The organism is bacterium (assembly GCA_021158245.1).
Lineage (GTDB): Bacteria > Zhuqueibacterota > QNDG01 > QNDG01 > QNDG01 > QNDG01.
The window spans coordinates 1-14,997 of sequence record JAGGVB010000177.1 but is presented as its reverse complement, the minus strand read 5'-3'; the positions used below and the strand labels follow the sequence as shown (position 1 = coordinate 14,997).

The window sequence follows — 14,997 nt, the reverse complement described above, 5'->3', positions numbered from 1 at the left end:
TCCAGGCATGCCGGAATAATTTCCGCTAAAAGTTTTTCCCCTTGTTCACACAGGGTTTCACCGTCTGCATGTGCAGGCAGACTACCTTGCATAGCTGTTATTTCAATGCGTTTGGTGAGCCCCGTTGTTACCTCTTTTTTGCCTTTCTGTGTACCTTTCATAAAATTCAGCATTAAAGCAAGAAGCCTCAGCCTGTTTCCGTAACTTACAATGCAGAAGTCAAAAAAGCCGTCGCCCGGGTTGCCGTCAGGAGCCATCATAAAGCCCCCGCCCATTCTCCGGCCGTTCATTACTGAAATCATCAATGCAGGCTGGTACAGTTCCTTACCATCAAATTTTATTCGGACATGAGGAGGTTTAAAATAGAAGAACAGAGTTTTTAAGGCTGCAACAAGATATGCAGGGAAACCTGACAGATGCTTCATTTTTGCAGCTTCAAAACCTACAACAGTATCAAAACCAATACCAATGCCGTTTCCAAAATACCTTCCCTGATCAGATCCGTCAACAAAAACACGGCCGACATCTATAGTACGGCGGTTTCCGTTTTTTAAAAGCTCACAGTCATTTTCCAGAGAAGAGGGAATTCCAGCTCCAAATGCAAAATCATTGCCTCTGCCCGCGCCGATTACAGCAAGCGCACTGTTTTTATGGCCGTTCTGGTTGGCTGTCATTAGGCCGTTTAAAACCTCATTGACAGTTCCGTCTCCTCCCATGGCTGCCACAATATGGTAGCCTTTTTCTGCTGCATCCTGTGCGAGCTCAGATGCATGAAGAGGGCGTTCAGTAATAGAGATATCATAATTTATTTCCATATCTGAAAACATTTTTTTAACCTGCGGCAGGACTTTTTCAGCGTTGCCGTTTCCTGCAACCGGGTTTACAATAATTTTAATTTTGTCCATAGTTTATCCCTTATGGGTTGCGGATCTTTGCATATCTGTAAAAATCATCAATCAGCTTCGGTTTCAATACTACCGCGTTTGTAAAAGCCGATCTTGTCAAAAGGATTCACAATGCTGGTTGCAATGTTTTCAAGATGTGCTGCAACGCGTTTAAGATACCGTGAGTAAAGAACGTTGGTGATTATCTGCCTGGTGTTTTTGTTTTTTTCCTGTAATGCTTCTTCGTAGATGTAGGTGTCAAAAATTTTTCTTAGAGGGTCAAGTTTGCTGATTATTCCACTGGCTGCTTCCGCATCCCCGTTTTTAAAAGCTTCTCCCACGTCACAGAACATTTTTGATATTATTTCTTCAGTGGAGGAGAGTTTTTCATTAATATTAATTTTTTCCCCGTCTTTGTAAAGGCCTACAACTTCGTAGATGTTTTTGGAGTAATCGCCTATACGTTCAATACTGATCACAATAGATGTAAGAATCAAACTGGCAATAATGTCCTGCTTGGGACTGACTGAAAGGTGTTCAAGTATCTTTCTTCTGATTTTTTTCTCAAGGCTGTTAATTTCTCTGTCAAGTTCGTAAATGTCAAAACCCGCCTGCTGGTTAAATTTTAAGGAATTTACAGATTCCTGAAAGAGTTTATATGATTTATTCATCATTGTCTGTGCATCATCGAATGCCTGGCTTATGAGATCATCTTTTGACAAGAGAGATAATAATTGCTTAAACATTTTAAAATCCTCCGTTAATAAGGAATATAAGTGTTAATGGTAATATAAAAAACAGCACGATTAAAAGTATCGGTGCAAGGTATCTGTATTTTGCAAGAAATTTGGCATAATTTTTTGCCAGGGTTATGGGGATGATCCTTAAGGGGTAAAACAAAATTGTACCCATGATATTAAAAGTGAGATGGCTGAAAGCTACAATTATTGCAGCAGGGCTTTTTGTTACAAGAGATGCCAGAATTGTTGTTACGGTTGTACCAATGTTTGCTCCCAGTACATATGGGAATATTTCCTCTACGGTCAATATCCCTGCTCCTGCAAGAGGAACAATCAGAGAAGTTGTTGCGGAACTGCTCTGAATCACTGATGTAAGCGCAAGTCCGAGCATCAGACTTCTTAAAGGAGATTTGAACAAATATGCATGAATAAGGTTTTCAATTTTTCCTATCATCAGTTTTTTCATAAGTGTTACCATCTGATGAAGAGCAAGAAACAGCATGAGAAGTGCAAACACAAGAAGAACAACAGACCGCAGCCACGGGGGAGAACTTACAAGAGAGATAATAGATTTGCTTAACAGGTGTTCAACAGGCCCGACAATTGCTTTCAGAGGGCTAATAAAGGTAAGCCCACCCGATGATTTAAAAGCAACTTCAAGGGCAGTGGCTGTTTTTTCAATAATATGAAACATAGCTTCAAGCGGCAGGAAAACAATCACAGCAAGAACATTAAAGAAATCGTGAACAGTTGCACCGGCAATGGCTTTTTCAAATTCCTGTTTTCTTCCTATATGGCCCATGGATACAATCATATTGGTAACTGTTGTACCAATATTTGCGCCCATCACCATTGGAACAGCGTGCCTGATAGACAGAGTCCCGCCTGCTACAAGCCCTACAATAATTGATGTTACACTTGATGAGCTCTGCACAAGAGATGTTGTTGCCAGGCCGATTAAAAGCCCGACTATAGGATTTGCTGTGGTAGTCATTAGTTTTTGTGCAAATCCGTGGCCGAACAGTTTAAAAGCAGTGCTCATCATTTCAATGCTGACAAAGAACAGGTAAAGGAAGAACAGAAATAGCACCACTCTGGTATAGGTGTTATCAAAAACTTTTTTCATTCCGGTTCCTTATATAAAAGAGTAGTATATCACGAGTAAAAAATATGAGAAAAAATGATTAAAATCAAGGGAGTTGTGAATTATTTTAAATATCAGGATGAGTAAATTTTCCGTTGCATTAAAAATTACATTGTATTATTTTATAAAGAACAGGGGCGATTAGCTCAGGTGGTTAGAGTGCTGGTCTCACATACCAGAGGTCACTGGTTCGAATCCAGTATCGCCCACTTTTGTCTTCCCGGCTAATCCTGAATAATTAAAGTATTTAATATTTATGAAAAATAATGGATTTCCTGCTGTAAAATTCAGTTATTGCCGTTTAAACCTTAATTGACAAAATGAGAATCGTGTTTTATGGAAGAATAAAAGCGTCTCAGGGAAAAATATTTGCTATTATTGAATATTGTACTTAATTACGATAAATATGCATTATAGAGTTACAGGCCTTTTCGTATTGACTTTTTATCTAAATTTGCTTATAATAAACTTTCTATAGAAATGTGACAGGTGGAGAAATGAAAAGAAAAATTAGCGATTGGACAGTTGGTATTATTGTGGCGGTTGTAACCGTCTTTTTAATTTTAATGCTGGCTCTTGTATCCGGAAAGAGAGAACAGGGCGATTCTATAAAAGTGCCTTCAAAAGGTGAATATGTTGCCGTTATTGAACTTAATGGTACAATCTATTCTTCTTCAAAAATGGTGAAGCTCTTTAAGAGGTACGGAGAGAGCAGAGCAGTAAAAGCAATTGTTTTCCGAATAAACAGCCCGGGAGGTGCAATTGCGCCTTCTCAGGAGATCTATAATGCAGTTAAACGTGCACGAGATTCGGGAACGCCAATTGTAGTGTCCATGTCCAGTGTTGCTGCTTCCGGAGGATATTATGCTGCATGCGGTGCTGATACAATCATGGCCAATCCGGGGACAACAACAGGCAGTATTGGTGTAATAGCGGAAATTCCGAATGTTTCAGGACTGCTTAAAAAGATAGGTGTTTCATTTACAACTGTTAAAAGCGGAAAGTTTAAAGATACCGGTACTCCCTACCGCAATATCACACCTGCGGAAAGAGCATACCTTCAGTCATGGATTGATGATGCTTTTGATCAGTTCGTAACAGTTGTATCAAAAGAGCGGAACATTCCGAAAAAGAAGCTTCTCAAGATAGCGGACGGGCGTGTATTTACAGGGCGTCAGGCAAAAAAATTAGGCTTGATTGATCTTCTCGGTGACTTTGAAGATGCTGTAAACCTAGCAGCTAAGATGGGGCATATAAGCGGGAAACCCCAAATATTAAGAGAGAGAAAACGAAGCATTACATTAATGGACCTTATGTTTCAACAAGCCGAAGGAGTAATAAGAGGCCTTAATGGAATGATCTTTTTATATCGCTTTAATTAGAGCAGCAGTGTGTAAGGGAGTTATTATGACCAAACACGACATTATTGATATTGTAGCCGGAGGTACAGGCTTAACAAAGGGGGAGACTGCTGCAGTAGTAGATGGTTTTATGGCAACAGTTGCATATGCATTGGGAAGAGGAGAAAGAGTAGAACTCAGGGGCTTTGGTACATTCTGCCTTAGAGAAAGAAAAGAAAAACATGTGCCGAATCCGAAAACAGGCAAGATGATGATAATTCCTCATCGGGTTGTTCCTGATTTCAAACCTTCTCAGCATATTAAAAAATCTGTTGCAGATGCTTTGATTCAGACCGGAAAATTTAATCCGGAACAAATCGAACCGAAGAAACAGATAGATATTTTTTCAGATCTTGATAGATTGCTTACTGATGAGTAGGAAAGGAGGGGTGTCGTTTGCCGAGCGGTAAGAAACGGAAACGTAAGAAAATTGCGACTCATAAGCGGAAAAAACGGCTGCGTAAAAACCGTCATAAGAAAAAATAACTTTTAAGGAGTCTCTCTCGTGGAATTCTTTCGGGAAGACCACACCGGTTACGATGTTACTGTTATTTCGGTATCAGAATTAACCGGAAATATACGAGTGTTACTTGAGGAATCTTTCCCGGGTGTCTGGGTGGAAGGAGAAATTTCAAATTTTAAACTTCATTCGTCAGGGCATACCTATTTTTCATTGAAAGATGCTGATTCCAGTATTGCATGTGTTCTATGGAAAGGGAGGAGGACAAATCTTCTTTTCCAAATGAGAGACGGGCTTCATGTAAAGATATTTGGTAGATTAACTGTTTATGAAAAGTATGGTAAATATCAGTTAGATGTTTTTCAGGTTATTCCTGTAGGAGAAGGAGGTCTGCAGCAGGCCTTTTTCGAGCTAAAGCAAAAGCTTTTTGAAGAGGGCCTGTTTGATGAATCCGTGAAAAAAGAACTTCCTCCTTTTCCGAAAACAGTAGGTATTGTGACCTCGCCTACAGGAGCGGCTGTTCATGATATTATAACAGTTATCAGCCGCCGTTTCCCCTGCGTTAAAATAATTTTGCGTCCTGTAAGAGTACAGGGCGTTGGTTCGGCAGAGGAAATTGCACAGGCTATTGACGAATTAAATGAATTTGGCAATATTGATGTGATTATTGCGGGCCGCGGCGGGGGATCACTTGAAGATTTATGGGCTTTTAATGAAGAGGTAGTTGCACGTGCGGTGTACAGATCGCAAGTGCCTGTTGTATCGTCTGTGGGACATGAAGTTGATTTTACAATATGTGATTTTGCAGCAGATGTCAGAGCGCCTACTCCTTCTGCTGCTGCGGAAATGGTAGTACCTGACAGAAAAGAACTTCTCCTGCGCATTTTTGCAGATGGAGATGCCATATCAAATATTGTCAGTCATAACATAGAAGATAACAAGAACAGAATTTCTTACATAGCGTCAGGATTTGCATTTCGTAATATTGAAAATAGATTCAGGCAGAGTGCTCAATATATTGATTTGCTCCGGGATAAACTAACCTCTTCCTGTTTGAGATCATTAGAAAAGCACAGAACTGCTGCAGCAGGATTGGAAATGAATCTCGCTGCTCTTAATCCTGATGCGGTTTTACAGAGAGGCTATTCAATAACAACGCTGCTTAAAAGCAGCAAAGTTGTAACTTCTGCAGATCAAATAAAAGCAGGTGATAAGATAAAGACCCGTTTTTACAGAGGCAGTAGCGTGAGCACAGTTGATTTTTCCGTAATAGAGGAAAAGAATAATGAAAAAACAGGATAATCTTACTTTTGAAGAGGCTTTTGCCAGGCTTGAATCAATAGTGGATGTTCTTGACAGCGGAGAAACTTCTCTTGAAAAGTCTCTCGAGCTTTTTGAAGAGGGGATGAATTTAACAAAATTCTGTACTGAAAGACTGAATAATGCGGAAGTGAAAATTCAGAAACTGATAAAAGAAAACGATGCTTTTCGTGTTGAAGATTTTGAATAGAAGGAGTATTCAAAGATATGGGAAAGAGTGATAAAAGTTTACTCTCAAATATAAAATTTCCATCTGATCTAAAAAAATTTACAGTAAAAGAGCTGGAACAGCTCGCTGAAGAGCTTAGAGAATTTATTATTAAAAGCGTGTCGGAAACCGGCGGGCATCTTGCTCCAAGCCTTGGTGTTGTAGAGTTGACCCTTGCTCTGCACAGGGTTTTTAATACTCCCAAAGATAAAATCGTATGGGATGTCGGGCATCAGGCATATGTTCATAAAATTATTACAGGAAGAAAAGATAAATTTAATACGCTCAGGCAATACGGCGGCATAAGCGGGTTTCCAAAAATAACAGAAAGTGAATATGATACTTTTGGCGTCGGGCATTCATCTACATCAATATCTGCTGCTCTTGGAATGGCAGCAGCACGGGACCTGCAGGGTGAAGATTTTAAGATAGCAGCCATAATAGGCGATGGTGCAATGACAAGCGGTATTGCTTTTGAAGGATTGAACAATGCAGGCGGGATGAAGAAAGATATTATTGTAATTCTAAATGACAACAAGATGTCCATATCACGTAATGTAGGAGCCTTATCAGATTATTTCACAAAAGTAATTACAAATCCATTATATAATAGAATTAAAGAGGATGTCTGGAATCTTACAGGAAAGATCCCGAGAGGATCAAAGTTTGTACGGGAGAGCGTTCAGAGGCTGCAGGATGGAATAAAAACAATGATTACTCCGGGTTCTCTGTTCGAGAGATTCGGGTTCCGCTACTTCGGCCCTGTAGACGGACATGATCTTGCCAGGCTTATAAAGGTTCTGAAAGAAATTAAAAAATTACACGGGCCAATACTTCTGCATGTTCAGACAATTAAAGGAAAGGGCTATAAATTCGCAGAGCAGGATGCTACAAAATTTCACGGGCTTGGATCTTTTAATCCTCAAACCGGCATTTCAAAAAAGAAAAAAAATATTACATACACTGAAGTATTTGGCAGAACATTAACAGAACTGGCTGCAAAAAATAGTAAAATAGTCGGTATTACTGCTGCGATGGCTGATGGCACAGGTATGATTCATATGAAAAACAGGTTTCCTGATCGTTTTTTTGATGTGGGTATTGCAGAACAGCATGCAGTAACATTTGCATCTGCAATGGCTCTTAACGGATTAAAACCTGTTGTAGCTATTTACTCCACTTTTCTGCAAAGGGCATACGATCAGGTTATTCACGATGCAGCTTTGCAAAGCAGCCCTGTGGTTTTTGCTCTTGACAGGGGCGGGCTTGTAGGAGAAGACGGGCCTACGCATCACGGCAGTTTTGATCTTTCATATCTAAGGCTGATTCCCAATATGGTGATTATGTCTCCGAAAGATGAAAATGAATTGAGACACATGCTATATACTGCTGTGAATTATGATAAGGGGCCTGTAGCAATGAGATATCCGAGAGGAGAGGGAGAAGGTGTTGCGATTGATGAACCTTTTAAACTCATACCTGTCGGCAAGGCGGAAGTATTGAAAAAAGGGAAAGATCTGGCAATTATCAGCATAGGGAATATGGTGTATTTGTGCATGCATATAGCAGAGCTGCTTAAAAAAGAGGGTGTTGATGCAGCTGTTGTAAATGCAAGATTTGTTAAGCCTCTTGACAGGGAAACAATTGTGCAGATTATTAGCGAATCCCCGGCTGTAATTACAGTGGAGGATAATACAATTGTCGGCGGGCTCGGCAGTGCAGTATCAGAATTTGTTGCAGAAGAAAAAATAAATGTTAAGCTTGGAAGATTCGGCATACCGGATCAATTTGTAACTCAAGGCTCTGTAAAAAGTTTAATGCAGGAGATAAGGCTTGATATGGAAGGTCTTATTTCCGGAATAATATCTTTTATATCTTCCTGAAAAGAGTAATAACGTGCAATTCGGAGTTTATGCAAATATTGAGAAACCCGGGCTGAAAGAAACTTTTGATGTGCTTTTACCCTGGATAAAAAAGAATAGAATAGTTTTATCCATTCCCAATGCATTAAAAGATATTCTGGGTGAACAGGAAGAAATCATTGTATTTGACAGCCTGGAGAATTTAGTACAAAAAAGTGACCTTTTGCTTTCTATGGGCGGAGACGGTACAATGCTGAGTGCTGCTAATCATGTAGGCAGAAGCGGCACACCTATTATGGGAATTAACCTCGGAGGATTGGGGTTTCTTACACAGGCCTCTCTTGATAATATGATTGAAAAACTCAACAGCATTGTGAGCGGCAATTACACTCTTGAAAAGAGAATGCTTCTTGAGGCAAAAATTACAATTGATGATAATGAAAGCTCTTTTTTTGCTTTTAATGATATTGTTTTTAACAGAGCAGGCAGCCCGAGAATGATGCGCATGGAAGTATATGTTGACGGGAGTTATTTTAATACATATGTTTCAGACGGATTGATCCTTTCCACTCCCACAGGTTCCACAGCATATTCTCTTTCTGCCTGGGGGCCGATTGTACTGCCTTCACTTGAGTCTATTATTCTAAATCCAATATGCCCGCATGCTGTTACAGTAAGGCCGACAATAATCCCTCCGGAAAGCGTAATTGAGATTACAATCGGACGTGATGAATACGAACCGTTTTTGAGTATTGACGGCCAGCGCAATGTGAAAATTACAGTTGATACAAAGGTTAAGGTCCAAAAAGCCGACTACTATATATCCCTTGTTTCTTTTAAAGAAAGTAATTTTTTTACAACCCTCAGAGAGAAGCTTCAGTGGGGCCAGCTACCCAGGAAATAGGTGAAGATTGTATCCTAATTAATTTATTTTTTTAATGAGCACTTTCTTATTACATTGGGAGCTATGCAACCACAACAAGAAAAATAAAAACTTGATTTTCAAACCTTTCAGGACTATTTTTATATAGAAGAAATCAAAGTTTTATATCAGGAGGTTAGTTATATATGGTACAGGATAGCGTCAGGCAATCAGTATTTTTTATCCTTTCATTTTTCATTGCCGGATTGATTATAGTGTTTTTTTTTATTATGCCTTCTTATGAGAAGCTACCTGAAGTTGAAACTGTAACGAAGGTATACTATGTGGATAATGTTTCGGCTGCACACAAGGAAATTATTGATAGATTCAATAAAGCCTATAGCGGTAATATTGAGATAGTTCCTATTAACCTGCCTTTTTCAAAATTTAGTACTAATGAAAGAAAAGAACTGCTTACCAGAGCGCTGCGCAGCAAATCAAATCAAATAGACCTTTTTACAGTAGATGTAATATGGGTTCCCAGGTTTGCGAGATGGTGTCAGCCCTTGGATGAGTATTTTCCTGTTAATGAGCGAAGTAAATTTGTTAAATCTGTTTTGAATTCCTGTTATTACGATAATCATTTTTATGCTATACCTCTTTATACAGACATAAGTGTAATGTACTACAGAAGCGATATTATAAATCGCCTGCCAGGAGCAGAAGAGATTGAGAAGAAAATATCAAGGTCTCTTACATGGCAGGAATTTATTGATCTACATAAAAGACTAAAGGAGAATGGGCTTAATTACCCTTTTTATGTATTTTCAGCGGATCATTTTGAAGGTTTGACATGTAGTTTTTATGAAGGAATTGCAGGATTAAAAAGCAAAGTCATTACAAAAGATTCTGTTAATCTAAATTCTCCGGGAGTTAAAAAAACAATACAACTGTTAAGTGATTTAGTTAACAAATATAAAATGTCGCCTCCCGAAGTGATAAAATTTGATGAGTATCAAGGATATCAATATGCACTTAAAAATGATGCAGTGTTTATAAGAGGATGGCCCGGGTTTTTAACTCAATATAATACGGTTCTTGATAATGCAGAAAAAATGAAAAATATTAAAATGGCGCCTCTTCCACATATGGCAGGATACCCTCCTAAATTTGTATACGGCGGCTGGAACTTTATGATATCAAAATATTCTGAAAAAAAGAAAGAAGCTTTGAGTTTTATTCGTTTTGCATTAAGGGAAGAAAATCAAAAAATACTGTTCAAAATTGGCGGATATATACCTGTTAATAAAGATGTTTATAAAGACACGTTGTTTATGACAGAAAACAATGAATTAAATAATTATTTAAAATTGATGGAAAATGGCGTTCACAGGCCTTATAGAAAAAATTATACTAGAATTTCAGATATTATTTCGTACTATTTGCAGAAAGCCATACAAAATCAAACACCTGTTAAAGAAGTAATTAATTCAATGCAGCAGGCTATAAATTCAGACCAAACTGTTTTAAAATAGCAGAAAATAGGCATGATTAATGGGGAAAAAGAAAAAGATATTCTTAGATCACATTAAGGAATACCACTTTGAATTTAAACATCTTATGGTGATATTTATTGTGTTAGTGTTTTCACAGATGCTGATAACTTATATACATAAAATATCACTTAGAAATTTTTTAATTGAAACGCGAAAAAGATATCAACATGATTTTATTAACAGTCTGGCTAATATGTCTGCGACATCTCTTGAGTTAATACTTGAGATATCCAGTGAAACCAAGGTAAACGACGAAGATGCAAGAAAATTAGTACAGGCTTTTAATATTGTGTTGAGCCAACAGTTGTTGCAGCCTCATGTACAAGAAGCAGTTTTATTACTAGAGAGTGAAGGTAAGATTGTTCCTATTGATGATGGCCAGCATCTTTTCAGGTTTCTATTTAGGAATGAATACAATCAGGAATATTCGGATATTCATAAAGTAGCTGTAAATATGTACTTAGAAAAAAGGGATGTAATAAGAGAGACTGAGCAAATATTTACGATTAGTGAAGGAAATCAGATTTTTCATATTTTTGTTCCATTTGTGCTTAGAGGGGAGTACTCAGGTGTTTTTTATATGAAAGCAGCGCCTTCATTTGGATTTATAACAAATGAGATTTTGGCAAGTTATAATCAAACCAGTCTGATTTTTACTATACTAATTCTTTTTGGTTTTTTAGGTATGTTTTACATAAGCTCATATACTATAAGTGAAAGAGATAAAACTCAGCGATTGTTATTTGAAGAAAGAGAAAACAAAATACGGGAAGATATCATATATAAGAAGGAAGTGCTTTTTACAAAAAGGATTTACCATACCCATCACAAGGCGGAGAAAGTAATGGGGTTTATTAAAGAAGATCTGAGGCAGCTTTCTGAAGATACATTTGATGAGACTAAATATCGCATAATTAAATATGCAAATTTTATTTCTCGTGTTATTTATGATATGAAATGGTATGATCCTCCAGTACAGACAATTCGCAACACCATATTCTCAACTAATTTGAATGAAGTTACGAAGTTTTTAGTGGACAATTTATTCATGCGTATTTCCACTGAATCGGATCAATTCCATTTTAAACTTGATTTTGATGAAAATCTGCCTTCTATTCATGTAAATGAATTTGTGGTTTGGGAAATTTTGGAACCGCTTATTCAGAATTGTATTGACCACAGTAAAAGAAACAAAGTCGATATCGGAATCTCAACTCGTTTTATACAAAATAAAAACAGCATTTTGATAATTATTGAAGACAATGGAAAGGGAATTGAGGATTTTCTTTTAGAGACAGATGAGAATAATGAACAAATTATTTTTAAGGAAAACATATCTACAAAATTTGATCAGAAAGAAAATGGATATGGATGTTACATTGCATATGAACTTGCAAAGGGAAGATGTGGATGGGATATAAAAGCTGAGAATAAGGAGGATGGAGGGGCCAAATTCACTATAACTGTAAAAAATATTTAAAAGGTTATTATAAGCATGAGTAAGGAAAAGATAATTAAAATACTTCTTATAGAAGATGAAGAATTTGATGTCAGAAGAATCGAGAAAACAATAGAGCCTTTGAAGAACAGGATTGAAATACTTAATGTGGTTTCTGATGGGTTAGGGGCAATTGAATTGCTAAAACGCCAACCAGATGCTTATGATGTTATTATAATGGATTTTCAGATAGCTGGAGGCCTCAGAGGAGAAACCCTAATTCGTGAAATTAAAAAAATAGATAATACCTTACAGATTATTGTTGTTACAAAAATGACAATTAATGTAACAGATTTTGACTTTGCCAATAGCTTATTAGATGCAGGAGCAATGTGGTATTGTACAAAATACCCTGGAGACATTGAAAATCTCATATATCAGCCCACGGATTTTATTTTAAGTATTTATAATGCTTTTGAAAAAAGGAAACTTGAAAAGGAAAAACTTAGTACAAACCGAAGGTTGGATCAATCAGTAAAGGAAATACTTTCCCAACGGCAGATAATTGGTGAATCAAAAGAAATAAAACATCTGAGGGATCAGGTTAAGAAGTATGCAATTCATGAAAGCAACGTACTGATCACTGGTGAATCAGGTACAGGCAAAGAACTTATTGCCAGCAATATTCATTATCTAAGCCCGAGGGGATTCGAAACTTTTTTGCCAGTAAACTGCGGCAGTTTACCTGAACATCTTATTGAGAGTGAACTTTTTGGCTTTGAAAAAGGGTCGTTTACTGGAGCGGGGAAAAATAAGCCGGGATTTTTTGAGATTGCTGATAAGGGAACACTCTTCCTGGATGAAATAACTGAAATCCCTTTGTCAGTACAATCAACTCTGCTTAGAGTTTTGCAAGAGGGTGAAATTGATAAGATAGGCCGCCAGAAAAAAATCAAGGTTGATGTGCGTGTAATTGCTGCAACCAATAAAAACTTAAAGAAAGAAGTAATGGAGAAACGTTTTAGGGAGGATTTGTATTACAGATTAAATGTTATATCTATAAATGCTCCGCCATTACGAGGAAGGGTTAAAGATATAGAACTGCTTGTTGATTATTATATCAAAATGTACGGTCAAAATTTTAAAAAATATAATGTTCGGGTTGATCCAAAGGCCTTCAGATTATTGTATGAATACACATGGCCGGGAAATGTTAGGGAACTACAAAATGTTATACAGAGATTGTTGATCTCAGGGGATGAAACAATAAAAGCTGAGGATGTTGCTGCAGCTCTTGGAATTGTGATTACACAAATAAAAGAGTTCTCCGGCCATACGTTTATTCATGAGACTGATCAGGTTCTTCCTTTACATGAAGTAGAAAAAGAATTCAGGAAGCGATACTTCACTTATGTAAGAAATAAAACGAGATCAGATGCTGAAGCAGCCGGAATGCTTGGATTGGCTCCACCTAATTATTATCGTATGTGTAAAGAACTGGGATTGAAATAGTTTTCTGTTATCTTGTATCCTTCTTGTACAACATAGATAGTTTTTAAATTTTTTAACTATTAGCATTGTCATCTTGATAATGATGTTATCAACTTAATAATTAATACCCAATTACTTATCCTGCTTTACATGCCTTAATATATTGTATAACAAGATGTTACAGTTTGGATGCATAATCTGGCTTGATTCTTGTTATTGATAAATTACTTAGATGAAATTTTCTATATTAAATAATGAGGTTGATTTGAAAAGAACATACGTGATAATTGTTGCGATTTTAATATTGTGTGTTGTCTCAAAGGGAATAACCCAGTACCTGCATACTGAGGGGAAAAAACTTGTAACCGGACAGGGAGAGGAGATTTTACTCAGAGGAATTGGACTGGGAGGGTGGTTGGTACCTGAAGGGTATCAGTTACATATTCCAGGATTTGGATCGCCTTCAGCAATTAGAGAAAAAATCCAAGAGCTTATTGGTGAGCAGGAAACAGATGAATTTTACAGTCATTACAGAGCAAATTATGTAAATAAAAAAGATATTGAAAAAATAGCGTTATGGGGATTTAATTCAATACGCATTCCTTTTAATTACAGGTTATTGTCACCAGCGGATCAGCCAGGAGTGTATCTGGAACAAGGATTTGCAATTATTGACAGTCTTCTACATTGGTGTACACAGTATCAAATATACCTTATTCTTGACATGCATTGTGCTCCAGGCGGACAGAACAAGGATAATATAAGTGATTCAGATGGAGAAGAAGCGAGGCTTTGGACAGATGAGACAAATCAAATTCGAACTATTGAAATCTGGAAAAAGATCGCAGAAAGGTATAAGAACGAAATTTGGATTGGCGGATATGATATAATAAATGAACCTGTTTTGCCCGCCGGTATTCCTGCAACAGATTTAAGGAAATTCTACATGTCGGTTGTTCAGGAAATCCGAAAGGTGGATGCAAATCATATTGTTTTTATTGAGGGTAATTGGTATGCCACAGATTTTACATCTTTGACTCCGCCTTTTGATGGGAACATGGTTTACAGTTTTCATAAATATTGGAATGAAAATACTACAAGTTCAATTCAATCATATTTATCGTTAAGAAATCAGTACAGCGTACCTCTTTGGCTTGGTGAGTCAGGAGAAAATTCCAATACATGGTTTCATGATTGTGTTCAGCTGATGGAAAAGAATAACATCAGCTGGTGCTGGTGGACTCATAAAAAAGTCGCAACAATTACAAGCCCTTATTCGGCTGTGATACCTTCAGAGTACCAAAGGATACTTGATTACTGGAACGGTATGTCTTCTCGTCCTTCAAAGGAAAAGGCAGTTGCAGGGTTTTCTGCGTTGGCAGAAAATCTAAAACTGGAAAATTGTGAATTTCATGCAGGTGTATTAGAGGCACTGTTCAATAATGATTTTGGCGTTCATTCTAAACCTTTTTCTTCGTTTAAGATTCCTGGTGTCATTCCGGCAGAGCAGTATGACTTTGGTTCCTTCGGAGTTTCATACAATGATTCAGACTACCAAAATACCAATGGTCCTGGGAGCAGTAGTTGGAACAAAGGGTGGACATTTCGAAACGATGGAGTTGATATTGAATT

Annotated in this window: 13 protein-coding genes and 1 tRNA gene; 11 read left to right on the top strand and 3 right to left on the bottom strand. The window is 37.4% G+C overall.

The window, feature by feature from the left end:
• From J7K93_09865 to J7K93_09855, 3 genes are all read right to left on the bottom strand, one after another.
• The coding region (locus tag J7K93_09865; protein ID MCD6117310.1) for a diacylglycerol kinase family lipid kinase at nt 1-905 on the bottom strand (905 nt) is incomplete at its 3' end.
• 47 nt (nt 906-952) lie between these two features.
• Entirely contained in the window at nt 953-1,630 is a 678-nt protein-coding gene (locus J7K93_09860) for a hypothetical protein (protein ID MCD6117309.1), read from the bottom strand.
• A gap of 1 nt (nt 1,631) precedes the next feature.
• Complete coding sequence (locus J7K93_09855; protein ID MCD6117308.1) at nt 1,632-2,750, bottom strand: Na/Pi symporter; 1,119 nt, start codon at nt 2,748-2,750, stop codon at nt 1,632-1,634.
• A gap of 153 nt (nt 2,751-2,903) precedes the next feature.
• Between J7K93_09855 and J7K93_09850 the strand changes: the two genes are divergently transcribed.
• The 11 genes from J7K93_09850 to J7K93_09800 all read left to right on the top strand — a co-directional run.
• Nucleotides 2,904-2,977: transfer RNA gene (locus J7K93_09850), tRNA-Val, on the top strand.
• A gap of 288 nt (nt 2,978-3,265) precedes the next feature.
• The gene (sppA, locus tag J7K93_09845; protein MCD6117307.1) at nt 3,266-4,150 is read left to right on the top strand and encodes a signal peptide peptidase SppA; all 885 of its coding nucleotides are present in this window, start codon (nt 3,266-3,268) and stop codon (nt 4,148-4,150) included.
• A 25-nt stretch (nt 4,151-4,175) separates the two neighbouring features.
• Complete coding sequence (locus J7K93_09840) at nt 4,176-4,547, top strand: integration host factor subunit beta (protein MCD6117306.1); 372 nt, start codon at nt 4,176-4,178, stop codon at nt 4,545-4,547.
• A gap of 126 nt (nt 4,548-4,673) precedes the next feature.
• Nucleotides 4,674-5,930: an exodeoxyribonuclease VII large subunit gene (gene xseA / locus J7K93_09835; protein MCD6117305.1), complete on the top strand. Its 1,257-nt coding sequence runs from the start codon at nt 4,674-4,676 to the stop codon at nt 5,928-5,930.
• The gene (gene xseB / locus J7K93_09830; GenBank protein ID MCD6117304.1) at nt 5,914-6,138 is read left to right on the top strand and encodes an exodeoxyribonuclease VII small subunit; all 225 of its coding nucleotides are present in this window, start codon (nt 5,914-5,916) and stop codon (nt 6,136-6,138) included. The genes xseA and xseB overlap by 17 nt, the downstream gene beginning before the upstream one ends.
• 17 nt (nt 6,139-6,155) lie before the next feature.
• Nucleotides 6,156-8,039: a 1-deoxy-D-xylulose-5-phosphate synthase gene (locus J7K93_09825; protein MCD6117303.1), complete on the top strand. Its 1,884-nt coding sequence runs from the start codon at nt 6,156-6,158 to the stop codon at nt 8,037-8,039.
• A gap of 13 nt (nt 8,040-8,052) precedes the next feature.
• Nucleotides 8,053-8,922, top strand: coding sequence for an NAD(+)/NADH kinase (locus J7K93_09820; protein ID MCD6117302.1), 870 nt, complete (start codon nt 8,053-8,055; stop codon nt 8,920-8,922).
• A gap of 164 nt (nt 8,923-9,086) precedes the next feature.
• Entirely contained in the window at nt 9,087-10,415 is a 1,329-nt protein-coding gene (locus tag J7K93_09815) for an extracellular solute-binding protein (protein ID MCD6117301.1), read from the top strand.
• Nucleotides 10,416-10,434: 19 nt separating this feature from the next.
• A complete protein-coding gene (locus J7K93_09810) occupies nt 10,435-11,916 on the top strand; it encodes an ATP-binding protein (protein MCD6117300.1) in 1,482 nt (493 codons plus the stop codon).
• Between the two features lie 15 nt (nt 11,917-11,931).
• Nucleotides 11,932-13,386: a sigma-54-dependent Fis family transcriptional regulator gene (locus J7K93_09805; protein ID MCD6117299.1), complete on the top strand. Its 1,455-nt coding sequence runs from the start codon at nt 11,932-11,934 to the stop codon at nt 13,384-13,386.
• A 211-nt stretch (nt 13,387-13,597) separates the two neighbouring features.
• Nucleotides 13,598-14,997, top strand: a 1,400-nt coding sequence (locus J7K93_09800) for a cellulase family glycosylhydrolase (protein MCD6117298.1), incomplete at its 3' end; no start/stop codon positions are given.

Excerpts from the sequence above, each read along its gene's own strand:
- sppA (MCD6117307.1), top strand. The coding sequence starts at position 3,266 with ATGAAAAGAAAAATTAGCGATTGGACAGTTGGTATTATTGTGGCGGTT.
- J7K93_09840 (MCD6117306.1), top strand. The coding sequence starts at position 4,176 with ATGACCAAACACGACATTATTGATATTGTAGCCGGAGGTACAGGCTTA.
- J7K93_09810 (MCD6117300.1), top strand. The coding sequence starts at position 10,435 with ATGGGGAAAAAGAAAAAGATATTCTTAGATCACATTAAGGAATACCAC.
- J7K93_09825 (MCD6117303.1), top strand. The coding sequence starts at position 6,156 with ATGGGAAAGAGTGATAAAAGTTTACTCTCAAATATAAAATTTCCATCT.
- J7K93_09815 (MCD6117301.1), top strand. The coding sequence starts at position 9,087 with ATGGTACAGGATAGCGTCAGGCAATCAGTATTTTTTATCCTTTCATTT.
- J7K93_09805 (MCD6117299.1), top strand. The coding sequence starts at position 11,932 with ATGAGTAAGGAAAAGATAATTAAAATACTTCTTATAGAAGATGAAGAA.
- J7K93_09855 (MCD6117308.1), bottom strand. The coding sequence starts at position 2,750 with ATGAAAAAAGTTTTTGATAACACCTATACCAGAGTGGTGCTATTTCTG.
- J7K93_09860 (MCD6117309.1), bottom strand. The coding sequence starts at position 1,630 with ATGTTTAAGCAATTATTATCTCTCTTGTCAAAAGATGATCTCATAAGC.
- xseB (MCD6117304.1), top strand. The coding sequence starts at position 5,914 with ATGAAAAAACAGGATAATCTTACTTTTGAAGAGGCTTTTGCCAGGCTT.